12 protein-coding genes are annotated in these 21,057 nt (G+C 42.0%); 2 read left to right on the plus strand and 10 right to left on the minus strand.

The window, feature by feature from the left end; genetic code table 11:
- Window positions 1-236: 236 nt before the first annotated feature.
- Complete coding sequence (locus BLR84_RS05935) at window positions 237-1,460, minus strand: FecR family protein (RefSeq protein WP_090465928.1); 1,224 nt, start codon at window positions 1,458-1,460, stop codon at window positions 237-239.
- A gap of 313 nt (window positions 1,461-1,773) precedes the next feature.
- Between BLR84_RS05935 and BLR84_RS05940 the strand changes: the two genes are divergently transcribed.
- The gene (locus BLR84_RS05940; RefSeq protein WP_143013839.1) at window positions 1,774-5,346 is read left to right on the plus strand and encodes an ABC transporter permease; all 3,573 of its coding nucleotides are present in this window, start codon (window positions 1,774-1,776) and stop codon (window positions 5,344-5,346) included.
- A 443-nt stretch (window positions 5,347-5,789) separates the two neighbouring features.
- Here the strand turns inward: BLR84_RS05940 and BLR84_RS05945 are convergent, their stop codons facing one another.
- From BLR84_RS05945 to BLR84_RS05965, 5 genes are all read right to left on the minus strand, one after another.
- Window positions 5,790-6,380 carry an RNA polymerase sigma-70 factor gene (locus BLR84_RS05945; protein ID WP_090465936.1) on the minus strand — a complete coding sequence of 197 codons (591 nt, stop codon included), beginning with the start codon at window positions 6,378-6,380 and terminating at the stop codon, window positions 5,790-5,792.
- 562 nt (window positions 6,381-6,942) lie between these two features.
- Window positions 6,943-8,616, minus strand: coding sequence for a protein-disulfide reductase DsbD family protein (locus tag BLR84_RS05950; RefSeq protein ID WP_090465939.1), 1,674 nt, complete (start codon window positions 8,614-8,616; stop codon window positions 6,943-6,945).
- A 381-nt stretch (window positions 8,617-8,997) separates the two neighbouring features.
- Window positions 8,998-9,174 carry a protein-disulfide reductase DsbD domain-containing protein gene (locus tag BLR84_RS30550; protein WP_369829175.1) on the minus strand — a complete coding sequence of 59 codons (177 nt, stop codon included), beginning with the start codon at window positions 9,172-9,174 and terminating at the stop codon, window positions 8,998-9,000.
- Window positions 9,175-9,186: 12 nt separating this feature from the next.
- A complete protein-coding gene (locus tag BLR84_RS30555; protein WP_369829176.1) occupies window positions 9,187-9,447 on the minus strand; it encodes a hypothetical protein in 261 nt (86 codons plus the stop codon).
- Window positions 9,448-9,466: 19 nt separating this feature from the next.
- Window positions 9,467-10,489 carry a PLP-dependent cysteine synthase family protein gene (locus BLR84_RS05965; RefSeq protein ID WP_255366868.1) on the minus strand — a complete coding sequence of 341 codons (1,023 nt, stop codon included), beginning with the start codon at window positions 10,487-10,489 and terminating at the stop codon, window positions 9,467-9,469.
- A gap of 214 nt (window positions 10,490-10,703) precedes the next feature.
- Here BLR84_RS05965 and BLR84_RS05970 point away from each other — a divergent pair, with 214 nt between their 5' ends.
- Window positions 10,704-11,165, plus strand: a complete 462-nt coding sequence (locus tag BLR84_RS05970; RefSeq protein WP_090465947.1) for an Lrp/AsnC family transcriptional regulator — start codon at window positions 10,704-10,706, stop codon at window positions 11,163-11,165.
- Between the two features lie 106 nt (window positions 11,166-11,271).
- Here BLR84_RS05970 and BLR84_RS05975 read toward each other — a convergent pair whose 3' ends face one another.
- The 4 genes from BLR84_RS05975 to BLR84_RS05990 form a co-directional block, all read right to left on the minus strand.
- Window positions 11,272-14,223 (minus strand): M16 family metallopeptidase, encoded by a 2,952-nt coding sequence (locus BLR84_RS05975; protein WP_090465951.1) that lies wholly within the window; start codon window positions 14,221-14,223, stop codon window positions 11,272-11,274.
- Between the two features lie 353 nt (window positions 14,224-14,576).
- On the minus strand, window positions 14,577-16,076 hold the full coding sequence (locus BLR84_RS30485) for a TlpA disulfide reductase family protein (RefSeq protein WP_218128225.1): 1,500 nt from the start codon (window positions 16,074-16,076) through the stop codon (window positions 14,577-14,579).
- A 155-nt stretch (window positions 16,077-16,231) separates the two neighbouring features.
- Window positions 16,232-17,626 carry a RagB/SusD family nutrient uptake outer membrane protein gene (locus BLR84_RS05985; protein ID WP_090465952.1) on the minus strand — a complete coding sequence of 465 codons (1,395 nt, stop codon included), beginning with the start codon at window positions 17,624-17,626 and terminating at the stop codon, window positions 16,232-16,234.
- A gap of 11 nt (window positions 17,627-17,637) precedes the next feature.
- On the minus strand, window positions 17,638-21,003 hold the full coding sequence (locus BLR84_RS05990; protein WP_090465955.1) for a SusC/RagA family TonB-linked outer membrane protein: 3,366 nt from the start codon (window positions 21,001-21,003) through the stop codon (window positions 17,638-17,640).
- Between the last annotated feature and the right edge of the window lie 54 nt (window positions 21,004-21,057).

The following is a 21,057-nucleotide window of genomic DNA, read 5'->3' on the forward strand; positions in this document are numbered from 1 at the left end:
CAATTGGTTTAGGCACCCAAATGCTGCCGGAAAGTGCTTCGAACGCTTTTCGGCTTTTTTATATCTAAGATCAAATGATCTGGCTATTAAAATATGGGTACCTTTTAAGGGGCGGGGATTAGATTTGTAATTCTTCTCTCATAAGCTTATTATTTTAGGTTAAAAATCAGGTTACTATAATTGTATTATATTGGTTTTAATTGCATTTATCTGAATGCCCGAAGAATAATTACACTTTAATTTTTTACAGTTAAGTTGTTCCCCTCAAGTGTGTAATTTATTCCCATATACTTTATCATGGCAAGCATTTCAGAAAGATTTACATTTCTGGATATTCTTCCTTTATATAAAACAGGCGCGGGTTTGCCGGTATAAATAACGTTAATGCCATACCACCTGGCTACCTGCCGCATAATTGATGTGATATCAGTGTTATTGAAATCAAAAATCTCATTTTTCCATGCTACAGCTTCTTTTACATTCACATCTGCAGCAATTTTCATTTCATCGTTTTCATTTAACAACGCCTGATCGCCGGGCTTTAAAATTCCAACAGATTGCTTCCCATTTATTTTTACTGAACCTTCAAGCAAGGTAGTTTTGGCAAATGCCTCATCCGGATAATCATTTACATTAAAATGGGTTCCTAAAACGGTAATTTGGGTTCTGTTTGACTTTACGATAAATGGCTTTGCGCGATTCTTGGCTACCTCAAAATAAACCTCGCCGCCAATCTCCACCTGTCTCGTATTACCGCTAAAATTGGTCGGGAACCTCAAATAAGATACCGCGTTTAGCCATACTTTGGTCCCATCGGGTAACATCACCTTATACTGTCCGCCTTTAGGTGTGGTGATTGTATTAAGTTTCGTATTACCCGAGGCAGACTCATCGCTATTGGCTTTATAAACAAGTAATCCTTCAGAAGTTTTAGATACGTTAACATTGCCTTGTTGGCTTAGTAATCCTTTTTTTGCATTATTCAGAATAATTTCAGAGCCATCAGCGAGTGTCAATACAGCCTTATTACCCCCGGGAGCAATATCATGTAATTGTGCCTTCGCTATTTCAGGTGCAATTTTATGGCGGTTAGTGAGCACCGGGTAAAGTAAAAAGCCTATGATGAGTGTAACTGAGGCTGCTACAGCAATTTTAGCCCATAAACTATAAGTTTTACGCTCAATGTTTTGCCGCGTTCTGTCAATCCTTTCTTTTGGCTCCTGACTGTTGACGGAATTAACATTCAGATGTACTATGTTATCACTGTTGTTGATCTCGCTTGTAATTTGTGCGAATAGTTTCTCCTTAACAATAGCCTTCTCATCATCCGGAAGTCCGACAAGGCTGTCCGGTATATTGTCATATGATCTGAACCATTGATATACCTCCCTGATCTCATCAGGGGTGCAATTTCCAGACAGATATCTTTCAATCACTTCAACTGAAATGTTTTTTTCCATGATAAAGATTTGTAAAAAAGATGTTACTCTTGGTTTATATAAGTGAAGTCAATTAAAACAGCTGTACCCCCTAAATAAATTTTAAAAAAATTATTTTATTGTAAATAATTGTCATTATTCACAAATAATCATACACTTTATTCATTCGTAATCATACACATTAATTGACCGTTTACTTTTTCTTATCAAACCTAAGTCAAATGCGGACACCCGAACGTTCGGTTTTGTTACAGAATTCCTATTGGCTACTCATAATAATTTAATATTCAGCTATTTAAAAAACTGGAACAACGATTGAAGTAACCATGTCACGTTGAACGCATATAGCTTACATATTAACCTCTATGACCTGGCTTGCCTGGGAACGATATTTGTCGGCTCTACGTTGGCCGTGCAGTTGTGGTGTGCTAAAAAGCCCAACCGGTCAGCCAATCTGTTTCTTGCCCTGGCTTTAACCACTACGGTGTTGTGGATGATCCTGATTTTAGGAATTGACATAGGGCCGGATAATTACTTTATACATTGGAGCCGGCTGCCGCTGCTGTATATGCTGGTGGCGGGCCCGTTTATTTATTTTTATGTACTAAAACTAACCTGCCAGGAATATAAGATCGGCCACCGGTATCTGCTTCATTTTAGCCCCCTGGTGCTTGCACTTAGCGCGCAAATTTTACTGAATCAGTTTGATTCCATATTACAATTACCGGCGTCTATTATTGCCGTGATTTACCTGTGGGCTGCAAACAGGCTGATTGACAAGTATTACCGGCGTCTGAAATTTAATGAAGCAAGTGACCGGTACCGTTATGAATTGCGGTGGCTGCGACGCATACTGATCAGCATGGGCCTGTCGTGGCTGTTGTGGGTGCCATTTACCCTAATAAATTATTTTTTTTACCACAACCAACTGGGTGTTAAGGCCTGTTATCCGCTGTATCTCCTATCTGCGGTCGTGATGATCCGGATCGCTGCGGCGGCATTTTCAAGGCCGAACACTGAAGTGCCGGCTGATGTGCAATCCATAAGGCAATTGCTGCCGGCGGAACTGAAACAAAAAGGCATCTGGCTTAAAGAAGTTATGCAAGCACATCTGTATTACCGGGATCCCGACCTCAGCTTACGCTCGCTGGCACAAACACTTAATATAAATCAAAACGAACTATCCCGGATCATCAATTCTGCGCTCAAGAAAAACTTTAACGATTTCATCAATGCGTATCGCGTTTCGGATGTCGTTCAAAAAATGCAGGACCCGGCTTATGACCGGCTGACCCTTATTGGCATTGCGCTGAATGCCGGATTCAACTCCAAATCTACCTTTAACCGGATCTTCCGTGAAATGACCGGATTAAGCCCGGCAGAATATAAACGGGAGTTGGAAAAAGAGCGCCCAACTTACACTTTGAGACCTTTTACCCGCTCTGCTGCGATAGTTTTGCGTCACAAGACCGCTCCAAGCTGGTCTTATACAAAACTAACCCACAGCTTTATGTTTAAGAATTATTTGAAAATCGCCTGGAGAAACCTGATCACCAAGAAATTTACATCGTTTATCAATATCGGTGGTCTCGCCCTTGGCATGTCGGTCAGCCTGATCATCGGTCTATGGACATGGAGCGAACTGAGCTTCGATAGAAGTATCCCGAATTATGACCGCATTGCCATGGTCATGCAAAATCATACCAGAAACAACCAAACGGAAACCTGGAATACACAGGCCTATCCAACGGGACAGGCCTTGCGGAGCAATTATGGCAGCAACTTTAAACAGGTGGTCATGGCATCCGGTACCTGGCCGCATGTATTATCTTTTGGCGGAAATAACCTGAAGCAGAATGGTAATTTTATGGAACCCGGCATTACAGAAATGTTGTCTTTACAAATGGCCGAAGGAAGCCGCGCTGGTCTAAACGATCCTTCCTCGATCCTGCTTTCACGTTCGGCCGTGCTGGCTATTTTCGGTAAAGGAGAGGCCATGAATAAAACCCTGCGGATCGACCATGACCTGACCGTAAAAGTAGCCGGCGTTTACGAAGACCTGCCTTCCAATTCCTATTTTGCTGACCTTAAGTTTATCGCGCCATGGAGCTTACTGGTGCAAAGCCAGCATTATGATACCCGTTTTACCAATCCCTGGGGCTCCAGCATGTTCCAGACCTTTGTACAGCTGGCAGATGGCGCGGACATGTCGGCGGTTTCTCAAAAGATCAGGGATGTAAAGCTCAATGCGATCAGGAACAGTAAGACTGCCGATGTGCATTCCAACCCGGTCGTCTTCCTGCAGCCCATGGCCAGATGGCATTTATATTCAGAGTTCAAAAATGGGGTCAACAGCGGTGGCCGTATCCAATATGTCTGGCTGTTCGGGATTATCGGTGCTTTCGTCCTCCTGCTGGCCTGCATTAACTTTATGAATCTGAGCACTGCCCGTTCCGAAAAACGGGCGATGGAGGTAGGTATCCGGAAGGCAATCGGCTCCCTGCGCGGTCAGCTGATCATCCAGTTCTATACAGAATCGCTGCTGACTGCGTCGCTGGCCTTTCTGCTCGGGCTGGCGCTGGTGATGCTTAGCCTGCCATTCTTCAACGGCATTGCAGGCAAGCAACTCGACATTCCCTGGACAAACATTTATTTCTGGCTTTGCAGCATCAGTTTTTGTGTGTTCACCGCACTAATTGCCGGCAGCTATCCTGCGATCTACTTATCTTCTTTTCAGCCTGTGAAAGTACTGAAGGGCACTTTTCGTACCGGGCGGCTGGCTATGTTGCCGCGCAAGATGCTGGTTGTCCTGCAATTTACCGCTTCGGTGATGCTCATCATCGGCACGATCGTGATATTCCGCCAGGTCGAATTTGCGAAAGACCGGCCAGTTGGCTATTCCCGCAATGGCCTGATCACCATACCCCTGCAAACGGATGAGATCAATAGACAATACCAGGCTGTTAGGAACGATCTCATAGGTTCCAGTATGGTATCCGCAATTGCTGAATCGGAAACGCCCATTACCCAGACTTATGTCACCCAAAGCGGCCTGGACTGGCGAGGCAAAAGCCCTGCCCTGCAGGAAGAATTTACCAGTGTCGCCATTACTCCTGAGTTCGGGAAAACCATTGGCTGGAAAGTTGAACGCGGTCGCGATCTTTCATCCACATTCCTCAGCGATTCCTCCAGCTTTATCATAAATGAGACGGCCGCCTCGTACATGGGGCTGAAAGAACCGGTGGGTGAGACGATCCGCTGGAAGGGTAACGGCAACTATACCATTGTGGGCATTGTTAAAGACATGGTGACCGGATCACCCTATGACCAGGCCAAACCGATGTTCTTTTACCTGCGGAAAGGGCATCTATCGAATATGCTGCTAAGGATCACCCCCTCAGTCAGCGCACATACCGCCTTAATTAAAATAGCGGCAATTTTTAAAGCGTACGATGCTACCTCACCCTTCTCTTACAATTTTGTAAGTGAAGATTTCGCAAAAAACTTTGACAACGAGGAAAGAGTGGGAAAGCTGGCCAGCTGTTTTTCGTTCCTGGCAATCCTGATCAGCTGCCTGGGCCTTTTCGGCATGGCGTCCTTTATGGCTGAGCAGCGTAAAAAAGAGATCGGCGTCCGTAAAGTTTTAGGCGCAACAGTTCCGGCGCTGTGGGCCATGCTTTCTAAAGATTTTATCCGGTTGGTTCTCATTGCCTTGCTGATCGCCATGCCGCTGTCCTACCTGTTTATGGAACAATGGCTCGAGCACTATAATTACCGGACGGCTTTTTCCTGGTGGATATTTATATTAACGGCGGCTGGTACAATAAGCGTGGCCTTATTAACAGTCAGTTACCAAACCATCCAGGCCGCGCTGGCTAATCCGGGCAAAAGCCTGAAGGCAGACTAGCGGCTGCCAATTGGCGCTATAGCTATCACTCTGGTAACCGTCAGCGACCAAAGCTTAAGATCCGCCACGATGAATCCGGTCAAAAGTTTGCGGATGAACCTTCAGTCTATGTGTATGATCAGCTATGAATAAAGTGTATGATAGATTGTGAATAATGATAATAATGACAAATAATTTAAGGTGGTGAGCCAATTGATTGCACAAGGTTGGTCAACAACTGAATAATAACATCATTGTTTTTAGTTTCCGTGAAATCGTTTTTATTGAAGATTGGTTAGCTAAACAAGGACGTTTGCAGGTATGAATCCGGAACTATTAGCTCAGTTTACCATGTCCCGCTTGGTTAGGTGAGATTGCCTTCGCGCCTTGTGTTCTTAACATTTATTTAGAATGAACGAAGCTCGATGTATTGGAACAAGGATAATGTGACCAGTGAACCGGGGTTATAGATGATGCCTGAATACCAGAAGAGCAAACAGCAGTGAATTTTTTAGATTTATACGGAGATAGCGAATGGCATTGGTGATATGGTTCTCGACTGTTTTTTCAGATATATTTAACACGTGGGCAATTTCCTTATTTGATTTATTACCCTTGCGGCTAAGCTCAAAAACCGAACGGCAACGTACCGGGAGTTTCTCCAGCTCTTTGTCAATAATACTCTGCAGATCATTTAAATGTACGATATCCTCGGTGGAGTTATCCAGTTGGTCTTCAACTGCAGTGTAAGATAACTGTAGATACTGATTTTTAAGGGCTTCTTTTTTTATATGATTGATGATTAAATAACTTATCGATGAAAAAAGATATGCCTTTAAGGATTCGTCAATTTTAATAGTATTTCTGTTTTGCCAGAATTTAGTAAAAAAATTCTGTACAATTTCCTCGGAAGCTTCCTTACACCTGAGTCTTTTATTAGTAAAAACATACATTTTATACCAATATCTGTTATATATTTCTTCAAACGCTACAAGTTCATCACTTTGGATTAAACCCGTAAGTTCTTCATCTGAATATTGGAGATGCGCTTTCATTTGGTGTTCGTCGCTTATTTGAAGCGTAGTTATATTAATCGGTCCGTCGAATGTCAGTATTTAATTTTGATATTTTATAACTTCTAAATTAAAATCTGAAATTGACTGGGAAAGAAACCTGTTTATATTAACATTGAATCGACTACAGATCAGCATTGTCAATAATAAGACTGACTGTCCGTAGTTTTACCACACATTTGGCCTTGGCGCTGATTATAATCGCGTCCGGGCGTGAAAGGTCCCTTGGTCCTATCATCCAAATATTTTTGTACTATTATGCTTTCAACCGAATGACAACAGGAACCAGGCAAAAATGTATGGAATACTATTTTTCTTACATCTTCAAAAAAAAAGCATCCGCTTCAGGGGATGCTTTTTATTAATTAACTATTAACTGGTTAAAGAACGAAATGAAGACTTTTTAACTAAAATATTTTATAACAATCCATCTAACTCATCTTTACCTTTAAGCTTGTTCAGCAACATGCGCACGATGAGATAAATGACCATAATGCCGATGACAACCATTATAACTGTCACAGTATCATCAGCCTGATAATCCTCATTTACCATAAACACTTAAACCGCTATCCAGGTATTTCAAATAGCTAAGCGGATCATAATCTGCCCCCCGGGGCGTTACTAAAGGCTCCTGTGTATCCGGATCCAGCAGCACGTAAAACGGTTGTGAATTGGATACAAATTTTGAAGTTTGCAGATAGCTCCATTTATTGCCAATGGTTTGTATTTTTCTTCCTTCGGGCGTGGAAGCCTGTTCCGTTTTAGCCAGATCCGTCTTATCGTCCACATATAGTTGGATCAGTACATAATCCTGGGTAATCCTTTGATATACCTGGTTGTCGGGCCAAACATTAGCTTCCATTTTACGGCAGTTTACACAGGCATGACCGGTAAAATCTATCATCACCGGTTTATGTACCTTTTTTGCATAAGCAAGGCCTTCATCATAATCAAAATAGGGATTAAAACCCTTCGGCTTATCAAACAGGTCGGCATATTTACGCGGCTGGGTATCCGTGGTACTATTGCTGTTACTTTGATTATTATTGCCCATACCCGGATTAGATAAGTCGAAATCCTGTGTTGCCTGCGGCGGAAGAAAGGCGCTGATCGATTTAAGTGGAGCACCCCATAACCCCGGCACCATATACATAGTAAACGCCAGAACAATAATGGCCAGAAAAAGCCGCGGCACCGAAATAAATTTCAGGTCACTGTCATGGCTGAATTTTAGTTTACCCAACAAATAAAAACCCATCAGGGCAAAAATCACGATCCACAATACCAAGAATATTTCCCTGTCGAACCAGTGCCAATGATAAGCCAGATCCACATTGCTCAGGAATTTAAAGGACAGCGCCAGTTCCAGAAAACCCAATGTAACTTTCACACTGTTAAGCCACCCGCCTGATTTGGGCAACGATTGAAGCCAGCTGGGAAACATGGCGAACAGCACAAAGGGTATGGCCAGTGCCAGCGCAAAACCCAGCATACCAATAGCGGGGCCCAGTAAGGCCCCGGTAGTAGCGGCCTGAACCAGTAATGTACCAATAATGGGACCTGTGCAGCTAAAGGATACCAATGCCAATGTAGCCGCCATAAAGAACAACCCGGCCAGCCCCCCTTTATCTGAGTTCTGGTCCATTTTATTCACCCAGCCCGAAGGCAAAGTAATTTCAAAAGCACCCAGAAAAGATGCGGCGAACGCAACAATTAACAGGAAGAAACCAAAGTTGAAGATCCCGTTGGTTGATAAACTATTTAAGGCATCGGCACCAAAAACGACAGTTACCAGGAGCCCCATGACCACATATATGGCTATTATACTGACACCATAAATAACTGCCTTACCCACCGGACTCCCCTTTTTATCGCCCGATTTGGTGAAATAGCTAACCGTTAACGGCAGCATGGGGAAAATGCAGGGCATTAACAGGGCAGCAAATCCACCTGCCAAACCAGCCAAAAAGATGGTCCATAGGGTTTGTTTGCTCTGCTCTTTGGTAGTTTCTTTTAATGCGGCCTTCCCGCTTTTTTTGTCCACTGCTTTTTCCCGGCTGCCGTCTTTTTTGGTCCCGGTGGTTTTTGCAGCCGGGGATGGATTAATAGGGGTAAATTCTATACCTGAGGTTGAAGCAGTGTCTTGTGCTTTTACCACATTTTGGGCAGATACGATCCCTGTAATTAGTAAAATAAATAATATGATCCGCTTCATTAATCTTTATTTTTTTTGATCCTTATATTTGTTACAATTCCTGTAGATTCAGGTTCATCACATAGTTCTTGTACCTGGTCAAGGTTATCAAGATGATATTGGAGCAACAGCTCTCCTGCCTGGTGATAATTATCTGTTAACCGGTTAACAGCATACGGTGATAGAACCGCTGCTATTGCCCGACAATCCAAACCCATTGCATTTATCTTTAGCAGTATTTCAACACCCCATAAACATGGGCAGCTGGTAACAATGCTTTCGGCTTAACGGCATTAACCGGAAGTTTTACCACGCAATACAGTAGCAAGCCGGAAAAAATCAGGCAAAGGCATAGCCTGAGGCAACCTCCAAAGCCGCATTGATTCCATGAATTTTACAGGTTTATTTTACAGATATGCTAAAGTCTATATCATCCGGCGGCAAGCACTTCTGATCGTTACAGGTCATATATTCCAGCTTACCGCTAACGGTAACCTGCCTGGCCTTCAGCTTAATCTTTTGCCGAAAAATCACACTCTTTTCAAAAAAACCAACTTCCATTCCAAAAGCTTTTTCCATTCGAATAATAGGCTATGGCTCAGTGGTTTTACCTACCATAGCAAAAGTATTTGATGGGGTAAAATCAATAGTGGTTTTTACCGGGCCGCCATCTTTAACAAACTGAGAGTACACGTGCCAGCCGGCATCAATAGTTGCTTTAATAAATACTACAGCCTCTGTCGCGCTGGTTTTCTTAGCGGCATAGCTCCACTTTACCGGTTGCAAAATTTGCGATTTGCTTTGCAGGGCAAACAAGATCAGCACGGTTATTATCGTTGTAATTTTTTTCATCTTATTTTTTTTTGATTAATTATTGAATAACGGGTTCATTCAGGCGGGATATGGGCTGATACCCGGTAAAATCCGTATTTGTTGAGATGTATCCCTGTTTAATGGGTTCTTCTTTTACCAGATCGGTACTGAGGTACTTTTTATTGCTGTCACATAGCAGCGTAACCACGACCGCGTCCACTCCCAACTGTTCCTTTAATTTAATGGCGCCGATAACATTGGCCCCTGACGATATTCCTACCGCTAATCCCAATTGTTTAGATAGCTTTTGCGCCATAATGATCGCATCACCATCACTGGCCTGCACGACCGCGTCCATGGTGTCCAGCTTTACAATTGCCGGTATAAACTCATCGGAAATTCCCTGTATGCGATGGCTGCCTACCTTGTGCCCGGTTGTTAACGTTGGCGACTCAGCGGGTTCAAGGGGATGGATCTTCACTTCGGGATTCATCAATTTCAGGTATTTGCCGGTTCCCATTACGGTTCCGCCTGTACCTACTCCTGCGACAAATGCATCGGGCTTAAGGCCCAGGCCAGCGAGTTGCTCCCATATTTCGGGCCCGGTAGTCATTCCGTGCGCTTCGGCATTGTAAAGGTTTTCAAATTGCCTGGGTAAAAAAACGCCGCCATCATCGGCTAATTCCTCACTTAATTTGATACTGCCTAAAAAACCGCCTTGTTCTTTACTGATCAATAACACTTCGGCTCCCATGCTTTTGATAATATCAATCCGCTCTTTACTTAGCCAATTGGGCATAATTATTTTTACATCGTGACCCAGCGCCCTTCCTATTGCTGCAAAGGCAATACCCGTGTTGCCGCTGGTGGCCTCAATGATGGTATCGCCGGATGATATATTTCCATTTTTGTAAGCCTTGTATAAAATATACAGCGCCATCCTGTCCTTTACACTGCCTGTAAGATTATAATGTTCACATTTTACATAAATTTCTCCAGGCTTGCCCTCGTAGGTATACTGTAATTTTAACATCGGCGTGTTGCCCACCAGATACCATAAGTCCTGAAACTTCTTTTCCATATTTATTGTTAAATCCAATACTGCTACCCCGTCTGTCATACTTTAATTTTATTGGTTAAATTTCAGCATATCCTATAATAGTAACAATCATTATCAAAAAAACCGTAAATTTTATGGTTAATTACAATTATAGTTTGCTTATTTTCAGCTTTTAAAACTATTAGTTCCTATCATTGTATTTTTTTTCAACAGCCCACCTTTTAAACTTTTATAAATGAACGATTTAGACGCAACTGACCTTGAAATTTTAAAGCTTTTACAGCAAAATGCTTCATTAACCAATAAGGAGATATCTTACAAGCTTCATAAATCAATTGCCACTATTCATGAAAGGATCAGGCGGTTGAAAGACCAGCGTTACATTAAGCGCATTGTAGCTATTCTGGACAGCAAAAAAATCAACAGAAACCTGATTGCATTTAGCCATGTACTTTTAAATGACCATACCGCCAATACGCTAAATAATTTTGAAGCGGAAGTTGCCAAGTTCCCTGAAGTAATGGAATGTTTCCAGATGACCGGGACCTTTGACTTTATCCTGCGTATAGCCACAAGTGATATGGAGGCTTACCATCATTTTTACCGGAACAAGCTGGCAACCCTACCCAATATTACCACCGTGCAAAGCTTCTTTGTTTTGTCTGAAACTAAGAGCGATACGGCATATCCGTTATAAATTTTACTATTTAATCAAACAGGCAACATGTGTAAGGATGTTGCCTGTTTGATGAGTTTACTTATCTGAAAGTTTATAGTGATTTATATTACCGGCTTGTGTTATATCAATAGCCAAAAATCTCTTCTAATGTTAATTTTTTAACATCCCCATACTGTTTTAATATTTCCGGGGTGATCTTCTTTTCCGAACCCAGAACACAGTAGACGTAAGGTTTATCTTTCAGATTATCATCATGAAATTTTTGAATATCTGCAAAATTAATCTTGTCGGCCGTTTCAAATACCTGTTTTCGATAATCATAATCTAGCCCCAGTTTTTGTGCAGCCAGGTAATTGTAAATAATGCCATCCTGGGTGATCCGCTCTGTTGCAATATCCTGCTTAATACCTTGCCGGGCATTTTGTAACAGGGTGTTATTTTCAGGCATGTCATTTAAGAGTTCATTCATACCATGGATAGCATCATTCATTTTATCGGCCTGTGTACCTACATAAGCTATCTCTGAATACCTGCCGTCCTTTTTATCTGGCGATACATATTGCGCAAAGGTTGAATAAGCCAATGCTTTTGATTCTCTGATAGTTTGAAATACAACAGAGCCCATGCCAGCACCAAAATAAGTATTAAACACATTGATGGTAGCGGTATTATCCGGATTATAATTACTCGTGTTACGCACCCAGTATACTTCTGATTGTACCATGTCATAATCGGCAAATAATACCTGGTTACTGCTTTGGCTGGTTTTATCAAACACTCTGACCACCGGGGTTACCGCAAACTGAGCCGGCATGGGATGCAGTTTACCAAGTTTAGCTGCTAAAGATGTGATTGCAGCCGGTCCGTAATAAAGCACAGTGTGTTTATAGTTCATGAAGTTGTGCAGTATTGTGGTAAGCTGCTCTGCAGTCACACTGTTCAACTCCGCTTTACTCAATTGGTAATTGTACGGGTTATTGGGGCCATACATGGCATACTGTATCAGCCCGCGCATAATAGTTGCCTTGTTAAGTTTATTATTTTCCCTTGCTTTTTCAATACGGCCCTTAAAGGCGGTAAATGCTCCTTCGTCAGCTTTGCAGTTAGCTGCCAGATTTTCAAATAATGATACCGCTTTATCAAAATTTTCCTGTAAACCGGTAATAGTTACCGTGGTTACATCGGTACCTACGGCTATATTGTAGTTGCAGGCGATGTTATAAAACGCTTTAATGATGGCTTCTGCCGATGTTTTATCAGTACCTAGAAACTGAAGGTATTGTGCGGCAAGGGGCAGCATTTTGTTATTCCAGCTACCCATATCAAAACGGTAAGACAGGGTAAAGAGCGAATTATCCTTATTCTGTACATACAGCATATCGGTTATACCTACTTTGCTTTTCTGTATATCCTTTTTATAATCTAACCACTGCGGCTGTACCGGTGTTGCAGGCATGGCAGCAATGGTTTTCAAAAATGGCGACTGCGCTTCCTTATTGATAAATATTGGTGTAATTGCAGGCTTTTCAACCTTTACAATGCTTTTATCTTCGCCAATGCGCTTATAAACCAGTACAAAGTTATTGCCCAGGTATTGATTAGCAAAATCAACCACCTGCTGCTTGTTTACTTTGGCCATTTCATCAAGCAGCCCCACATCATTTTGCCAGTTATTACCTTTATGCTTTATAAAAGCATCCATCAGGTTATTGGCACGGTTATCATTTTTTTCGAGGTCTTTGATATCTGAAAGACGAGCGTTGTTCACTATAGCTTTCACCAGTGTGGCGTCAAAATCGCCTTTTTTAATTTTTTCTATCTGAGCCTGCAAAAGTTCTTTAACCTCATCAAGACTTTGACTCTTTTTGGCTTTACCATTTAAAACCAGCATGGCATAGTCCTTAAAGCTTTGTCCATAAGCTCCAGCCCCCTGTACTTTTTGCTGTTGATTCAGGTTCAAATCAAGCAAGCCTGCTTTGCCGTTGCTCAGCAACTGACTTACCACCTCCAGCATTACCTGTGCGTGGCTATCCTGTACGCCTGGCATACGATAGGCAATATTTATGCTTTCTGCATCGGGGCCCAATACTTCTTTAACTACAGGAGCTTTGATAGGCGCTTCAGGAGCAGGTGTATATTCATGCAAAGGCTTAGGTTGCATGTAAGCAAAATCAGCATCGATCTTTTTGATCAGGTAAGCAGGGTCAAAATCTCCCGACATGATGATGGCCATATTGTTAGGTACATACCAGGTATTGTAAAAATTGCGTATGGCAATTAACGAAGGATTTTTCAAATGCTCTACCGTACCGATAGTGGTTTGCTGTCCGTAATTATTGGTTGGGAAAAGGCCGTCTAACATGGCGGCGTACACCTTACGCGGGTCGTTGTCTAATCCCCGGTTTTTTTCTTCATATACCGCTTCCAGCTCGGTATGGAATAAACGGAATACCGGGTAACGGAAACGCTCGGCCTGCACCGCCAGATATTTATCTATTGATGACGATGGAACATCCTCCTGGTAAACTGTTTCTTCAACAAATGTATGGGCATTGGTACCTTGTGCACCCATACCTGCCATTAGTTTATCGTACTCATTAGCTATAGCATAGTGCGAAGCCAGGCCCGATACACTGTCAATCCGGTGGTATATTGTTTTGCGCGATGCTGCATCACTTGTATGGTTATATTTGTCGTACAATTGCTCAATCTGGTCAATATATGGTTTCTCCTTAACCCAATTCAGCGAGCCATATTTATCCGTTCCCTTAAAAAGCAGGTGCTCCAGATAGTGTGCAAGACCCGTATGATCTTTCGGATCATTGTTACTCCCTGCACGCACACCAATCAGCGTTTGTATACGCGGTTCCTTCTTGTTAACACTCAGGATAACTGTTAAGCCATTTTTGAGCTTGTAAAACTGTGCGTGCATGGGATCACCGGTTACATAACGATACGTATAAGCACCTTCAGTGGCCTTTTTCCATTCGTGTTTTACCTGGGCATTTACCCCAGATATACCTGCAATGATAAACCCCGTAAATGCCAACAGGTATTTTCCTTTTTTGTAGTTCATTTTTGTATGTCTAATATTTTTATTTCTCTGCTCCTTAAATGTAATAGCGGTTATCTTAATGGTTTTTCGGGTTTCATTTTAAAAGTTTAACCGGGCCCGATACCTCTAAAACATTCCCTGCACAATTAGAAAGTTCAGTAAAACTCACCATTGTTGCTCATTATAACAATGACTACCATTAAAACCGGAAATTTTACTGAATAACCGTTTTAAACTGTGTTTTTTTTGCTTTAGGGGTCCTATTTAATTAATCACCCATTTTTTTTACACTTCAGGCAAGGCTATTACCATAAGATCCATCCCCTTCAATAACCTTCACGGCGACACATTACAGGATATTTATATATTATCCGCTACGAATTACTTTTGGCCATATCAATCATCATGGACAGTTCATCAACAGCCGCTTCGTTACTACCATCAAAACCCGTTAATTTAAAGCGAATATTACCATTGGCATCAATTACAAATTTTGCAGGAATACCCAATACCTTATAGCTGCTTACCACTTTATTTTCTTTGGTTTCCGGATCTTTCAGATCCATCAGCACCTGAAAGCTATATTTCTTTCCCGTTATATAATCACCTGCATCTTTTGTTGCCGTAGCTGTTTTTTCCCAGGTATGAATAAACAGGAATTTAACTTTGGGATCATCCTTGTATTTATCTACCGCCATTTGCATGGCCGGAAAGGATGCTTTGCAAGGGCCGCACCAGGTAGCCCAAAAATCAAGAATAACAACTTTGCCTTTTAAATCAGCTAAGGAAACCTTATTGCCATTCAGATCTGTCAGGGTAAAGCCGGCAGCAGGTTCTTTAACCATTGCTTTGGTTAAAGTTTTGTTTAGATTCTCCATATAGCTCTTTCTTATCGCAGCCGAATATTCGCTGAAGCCCGCATCACTGCCTTTGACTTTAACATACAGCGACTTAAAGACTTCAGCCATCTCCGGCGTAGCTTTACCGCCTTTAACAACCTCTTCCAGTTTATCATAAGCCTCCTTGTTACGGTTGAGAGCGATCAAAATATCGGCGAGCCTGGCATTGATGCCCGGATTTAGTTCCTTAGTACCCTTATAGGCCTTTTCACTATAAACAAGCGCTTCGCTGTATTTCTTTTCTTCAAACAAAATATCGGCATAAGTACTTGTCAAACCGGCGTAGCCTGAAGCCGCAAAACGGGCTGCATTACTGTTGCCTTTTTTACCATCGATGTATTGGTATGCATTTTCCATTGCCTTTTTTGCATAAAGTTCAGCATCGAGAAGATCACCGTTTTTTCGAAAATTTGCTGATAATCCGCCATAGCCATTACCTTTCCAAAAATCCGCTTCAAGCATTTCTATAAATTCGATAGCTTTTGCACTGTTTTTTTCCAAAGCATACTGATTGGAAATCCCGTATCTTACGTAATCGTAAATCAACCTATCATCAAGTTCTCCATTATCAAACCTTTCCGGGGGGAATTTTTTAACCCAGGTCCTATAGGCCGAGTCTTTACCAGCTGCGGTTTTCTTTTCATAAACAACTCCTTCTGCAACTTTTCGGGCCTGAATTCCTTCAGGAAATAATTTGATTTCCATTTTAACAACTGAATCAATCATTTTCAATTTTTTAAGGCGGAAATAATAGTTTAGTGTCAGGTTCATCTTTTTTTCGTCATTACTGGCTACCAGATCATTTAATTTATTGGTTATTAAGATGGTGTCAGCCGGCTGTACAGCGATCAATCGATCAAGGTATTTTCTCGTACTATCGATGGTAATGCTTTTCTGTGCCTTTACCTCAACAACCAAGGTCACAGGTATCAGCAGTGTCAGAATTATAATACGGCATATTTGTTTTTTTGTCATTTTCTTAAATATTGATGTTGATTCATTCATCATTTCTTCTTAATCGTGTATGTTTTTTGATGTCGAACTCTTACAAACATTTGATGTACTAGGACGAAAGTTTTAATCAGATCATTAAAACCCGCTATTTAAGAATAGCGGGTTATTTATAATCATTAATTGTATCCGGGGTTTTGGATAAGGTTGTTATTTAAAACAATTTGATTGTAAGGGATAGGTAACAGCACAGATGTTGATTTCCAGGTAGCAGGTTTTAAAGCACCTATCACGGCAGCGGCTTGTCCTGTGCGTTTTAAATCAATCCATCGTTGTCCCAGTTCTCCAAATAGTTCAACTTTTCTTTCATTGGCAATTGCCGTTAAAAGTAGGGGTTGGGTGCTGGCAGTGGTGTTGCCGAGCCCCGCGCGGTTGCGAACCACATTTAAATCGTTTTGAGCCCCTGAAATATTAACCTGCTGGGCTCTTGCCTCAGCACGAATCAGGTACTGTTCTGCTAAACGTAAAATAACGTTAAACTCGTTACCTGCTGTGGCCGTAGGCAATTTATATTTGTTAATGCGGTAATATTTAACGGCATTATAAGTAGTTGAATCTACCCAGCTGGTTTTGCGGGTGTCGCCTGGTTCAAAGGAATTGGTAAATGTCGGGTATAATACATAGATAGGGGGAGCCACTGTCGTAGCTGAGGTCGTTGTACGATAGTTTGGACCAAATGTGGAATAGCCATAGTAGGTTGCAAATTGCAATATGGTTTCTTTACTGGTGTTGATAAACACGTTGCTTAAAGCATCCAGGCTATAAGTCCCCGAACTAATAACCAGTGTGGCCTGAGCCTCCGCATTGACGTAATCCTTATTATACAGGTAGGTACGCGCTAGTAAAGCAGCGGCGGCCCATTTGTTTACCCGCCCCCTTTGCCCGCTAGTTCCGGCGTAGGCGGTTGGTAGTAATGCCTCTGCATCCTTTAAATCAGAAATTACTTGTGCCCAAATCTCATCAGCGGCAGATCTCGGTAGAAATGCATTATCGATCTGGGTTGCACTTAATGATAAGGGAACTCCACCAAAATGGTGTGCGAGGTAAAAAAACGCAAATGCTCTGAAAAATTTAGCCTCTCCCAATAGTTGGCTTTTAAGGGATGGAGTCAGCGTGGTGGAATTTGTCAAACCATCAATGGCCAGGTTTGCCTGTCCTATCATATAATAAGAATACGTCCAGAAATTACTTTCGGAACTGCTATTTGTTGATGAGATGTTTGACCCTGCAAACTCCAGCAAGTTTGTCGATGTACCTGTATATTGCAATTCATCAGCATAAATACCATCTAAGTAACTGATATTGCCTAATAAAGTGATATTGTTGCTGTAAGAATACATGGCAGATACCGCCGCAGTAGCTGTAGCATCCGTTTTGTAGACCTCGCCAATTGAGACCAATGAGGGCGCTGTATCTGTGGCCACAAACTTACTGCAGGATGAAAATATAAAACTTGCCAATAGAACCAGTCCAAGTGTATACCTTTTTATTAAATATGTTATTGATAATTTCATGATCTATATATTTAGAATGAACAATTTAAACCTATTACCATTGTGCGTAATTGCGGTGTAGCAATGTAGTTACCAGTACCTAAACCCACCCCTGTACCTGCGGCTGTTGTTTCTGGGTCATAGGTATACTTTTGCTTTGCCCAGGTATATAAATTTTGCCCTTGTGCATACACCGACAATGAAGACATTCCGATGTGCTTGACTACTTTTTTAGGCAATGCATAGTTAAGGCTTAAGGTTTTAAGCTTAATATAGGAAGCGTCCCCCCAATTATAATCCGATGAGGCCAATGAACTATAAAGAGAGTTGGAGTTTACGCTGGCCATTGGTAACGCGGCGTTATCACCCACTTTGGTCCATCGATCTAAAACCGCTACACTTTGATTAGTATAGGAATACCCATATGGGCTATAATTGCTTGAAAGGGTATTATTCAGGTAACCATTGCGGTGGTTAAACTGGAAGGTAAAATCGAGCTGAAAACCTTTAAAGCTGATGGTGTTGCTGATACCGCCATAAAAAGGTGTGCCGTAGGGAGCTATCATCCTATCGGTGCTATAGCTCGGCACTCCATTGGCAGCGGTTGTTTGGAAAGTTGGCAAACCTGTCTGAGGATTAACGCCCGTAAAATGGTATAGAAACGAAATATCCAGCGGCTGGCCGATAACAAAGTTATAACCAGATTTTGCCAGGTTTGGATATTCAAGCAATTTATTGCGGGCAAACGTAAGGTTGACAGAGGAAGACCACCTTAAATCTTTAGCAGCGATATTGATCGTATTTAATTCAAATTCCCAACCGTAGTTTTGTACGATGGCCGGCAAATTCACAACAACACTCGAATAAGTTGCCTGAGTTGGCAGCGACTGGTAAGTGAGCAGATCACTGTTTCGGTTACGGTAATAATCTGCTTTAAGTAAAATACGGTCTTTCAGGAAACCTAATTCAACAGCAAAATCTAACTTTTTAGTCGTTTCCCAGTGTAAATCGGGGTTAGCAATATTATTCTGAATCAATACACTGTTACCTTGGTAGCTGGACGTTCCTCCGGCAGCCCTGTCTGTAGCAATATATTGGTAACTTGGAATCTGATCATTACCTGTTAACCCATAGCTGGCACGAAGCTTACCGAAGCTTAAAAAACTAAGTTTCTTTACAAAATCTTCCTGGGTAAATATCCAGGCAGCACCAACGGCGCCAAAGTTGCCAAAACGGTGTGACGCCCCAAAGCGGGAAGAGCCATCTCGTCTGAATGTGCCGTCAAAAATATACTTATCCTTCCTGCTGTATTTGAGCCTTCCAAAAACCGCGTTATAATTATATTCGGAATAATTATAGTTATTAAAAGTGGTTATTGAGGTTGCCGCGAATAATGAATTGATTAACGCATCACTTGTAAAGCCGGCACCCGTCAGATAAACACCATCCGATTTAATATGCTGAAACGTGGTACCTACAACTGCATCAAAGTCTCCGTCTCCAATTTTCCTTTGATATTGGGCTTGTGGTTCAATAATGTAATTATTTGTTGAATTATCAGAAACATTTAATCTGCTGGTTGTAGCCGAATTAGCAGTGGCCGGGTTTTGTGAACTGGCAGGATTGACGGCTGTTTGGTGGATAGTGGTCAATGTATAACCTAAATTGGCTTTCAATGTAAGACCGGCCAACACTTTGTAACCTAAGTTTAGGTTACTAAGGAGGTTACTGGTTTTTGCATTGTATGTTTTTAAAAAATAAGATAATGGATTCGTCAGCGTCCAGTTTGGTGACCCGTCGGCATTAAATATCGGATAGTTAGGCGGTAAATTATACAAGGTACTTAAATCAGTAGCCGGCAGATTATTGCCCATATAGTTATAATTGGCGGTCAGATCAATACTGAAGCGCCCATTCGCACTTTTACGACCAGCACTCAACCTGTTTGAAAAGGTATTGGCGGTATAATCACCGGGAAAAACAGTGCCTTGTCTCCGGTAGGTTGAGCTGAAAAGGAAATTGCTTTGTGAATCACCCCCAGATACTGTTGCCGTGGCATTAGTAGTATGCGATGTCCCGCCCATAAAATACCGCTGCCAGTCAGTATAGGCATTCTGATCCCAAACCGTTAAATCAAGGGCATTCGAAGCTGTTGGTGTAACACCGGCATTCGTGTATGCTTCTTTTCGCATCGCCAGGTATTGTTGCGTATTCATCATATCCAGGAAATGTGACACTTTTTCTATACCCTGGTAAAAATTCACATTAACGACGGTACGACTATTACTTCCTTTTTTGGTTGTAATTAAAACCACGCCGTTCGCTCCTCTTGAACCATAAATCGCTGTTGCATCCGCGTCCTTCAATACATCTATACGCTCAATATCCTCTGGATTGATCATACTAAATGGACTGATGCCGCCGTTGGCAGCACTTAAACCAGCTGCATTCAAATTGTCTGATGGAGGCGTTTGAGCGTTGATGATGGTAAAAGGGACACCATCTATGATGTATAACGGTGTGAAGCCGGTATAATAGCTTAATCCAGCCGCAGCTGCGGTACCTGCGCCCCTAATGTTCACCCGAACACCACCTCCAGGCAATCCGTTATCCTGGGTTATTTGCATTCCCGGGATATGGCCCTGTAATGCCGTAAGCGGGTTGGTCACTGTTTCTTTCCCTAATTCGGCAGCAGTTATGGAACTTACAGCGCCGGTATTCAATTTGCGGGTTGTGGTACCATAAGCAAGTACTTGAACCTCATCCAGCTTTGATTGACTCACCGACATTTTAATGGTGCCCAGATCAGCGGCAGCGGGCAATTCGATTTTTGCGTAGCCAATACTGGTAATCACAACAATAGCTTTATCATTGACGGCTCTCAAATAGAAATAACCATCGCTGCCAGTTGTGGTGACCTGACTGCCACCTTTTAAAGTTACAGTAACTCCGGGTAATGGCTGGCCATTCTCGTCTACAACCCTACCGCGTATGTCCATTTGCAAAATATTCTTTATCTCTTGAATAGTTGACTTTTTTTTCTTGATGCCGATAGCATTGGCCGATATGTAATAAGTCAGCTCCTGATCTTTCAGGCATAGGTCAAGAACTTCCCTTAACGGTGCGTTTTTGATTTGCAGACTAACGTTTCCGCTGCCATTTAAGACATCAGATTCATAAATAAAAATATAACCCGTTTGGGCTTTAATAGCGTCGAATACTTTCGTAATCGGAACGTTCTTTACATTCAACGTAACTGATTGTGCCTTGGTTATGGCGCCTGTAGCCTGAAAGAAAACAGCCACGAGAAGGAATGCTGTCAGTTTCATAATGAGTAGGGTTTTAAATAGCGTTTGCTGTTTTTCGCGCAGGGCATGGCGAAGCATATAAAAATTCATACTTTTGATTTGTTTGGGTTTTCAAATATTCAATCGATAGGGATTTTCTTTCCG

Origin of the sequence: Mucilaginibacter sp. OK268 (assembly GCF_900103125.1) — a bacterium.
Classification (GTDB): Bacteria; Bacteroidota; Bacteroidia; order Sphingobacteriales; family Sphingobacteriaceae; genus Mucilaginibacter.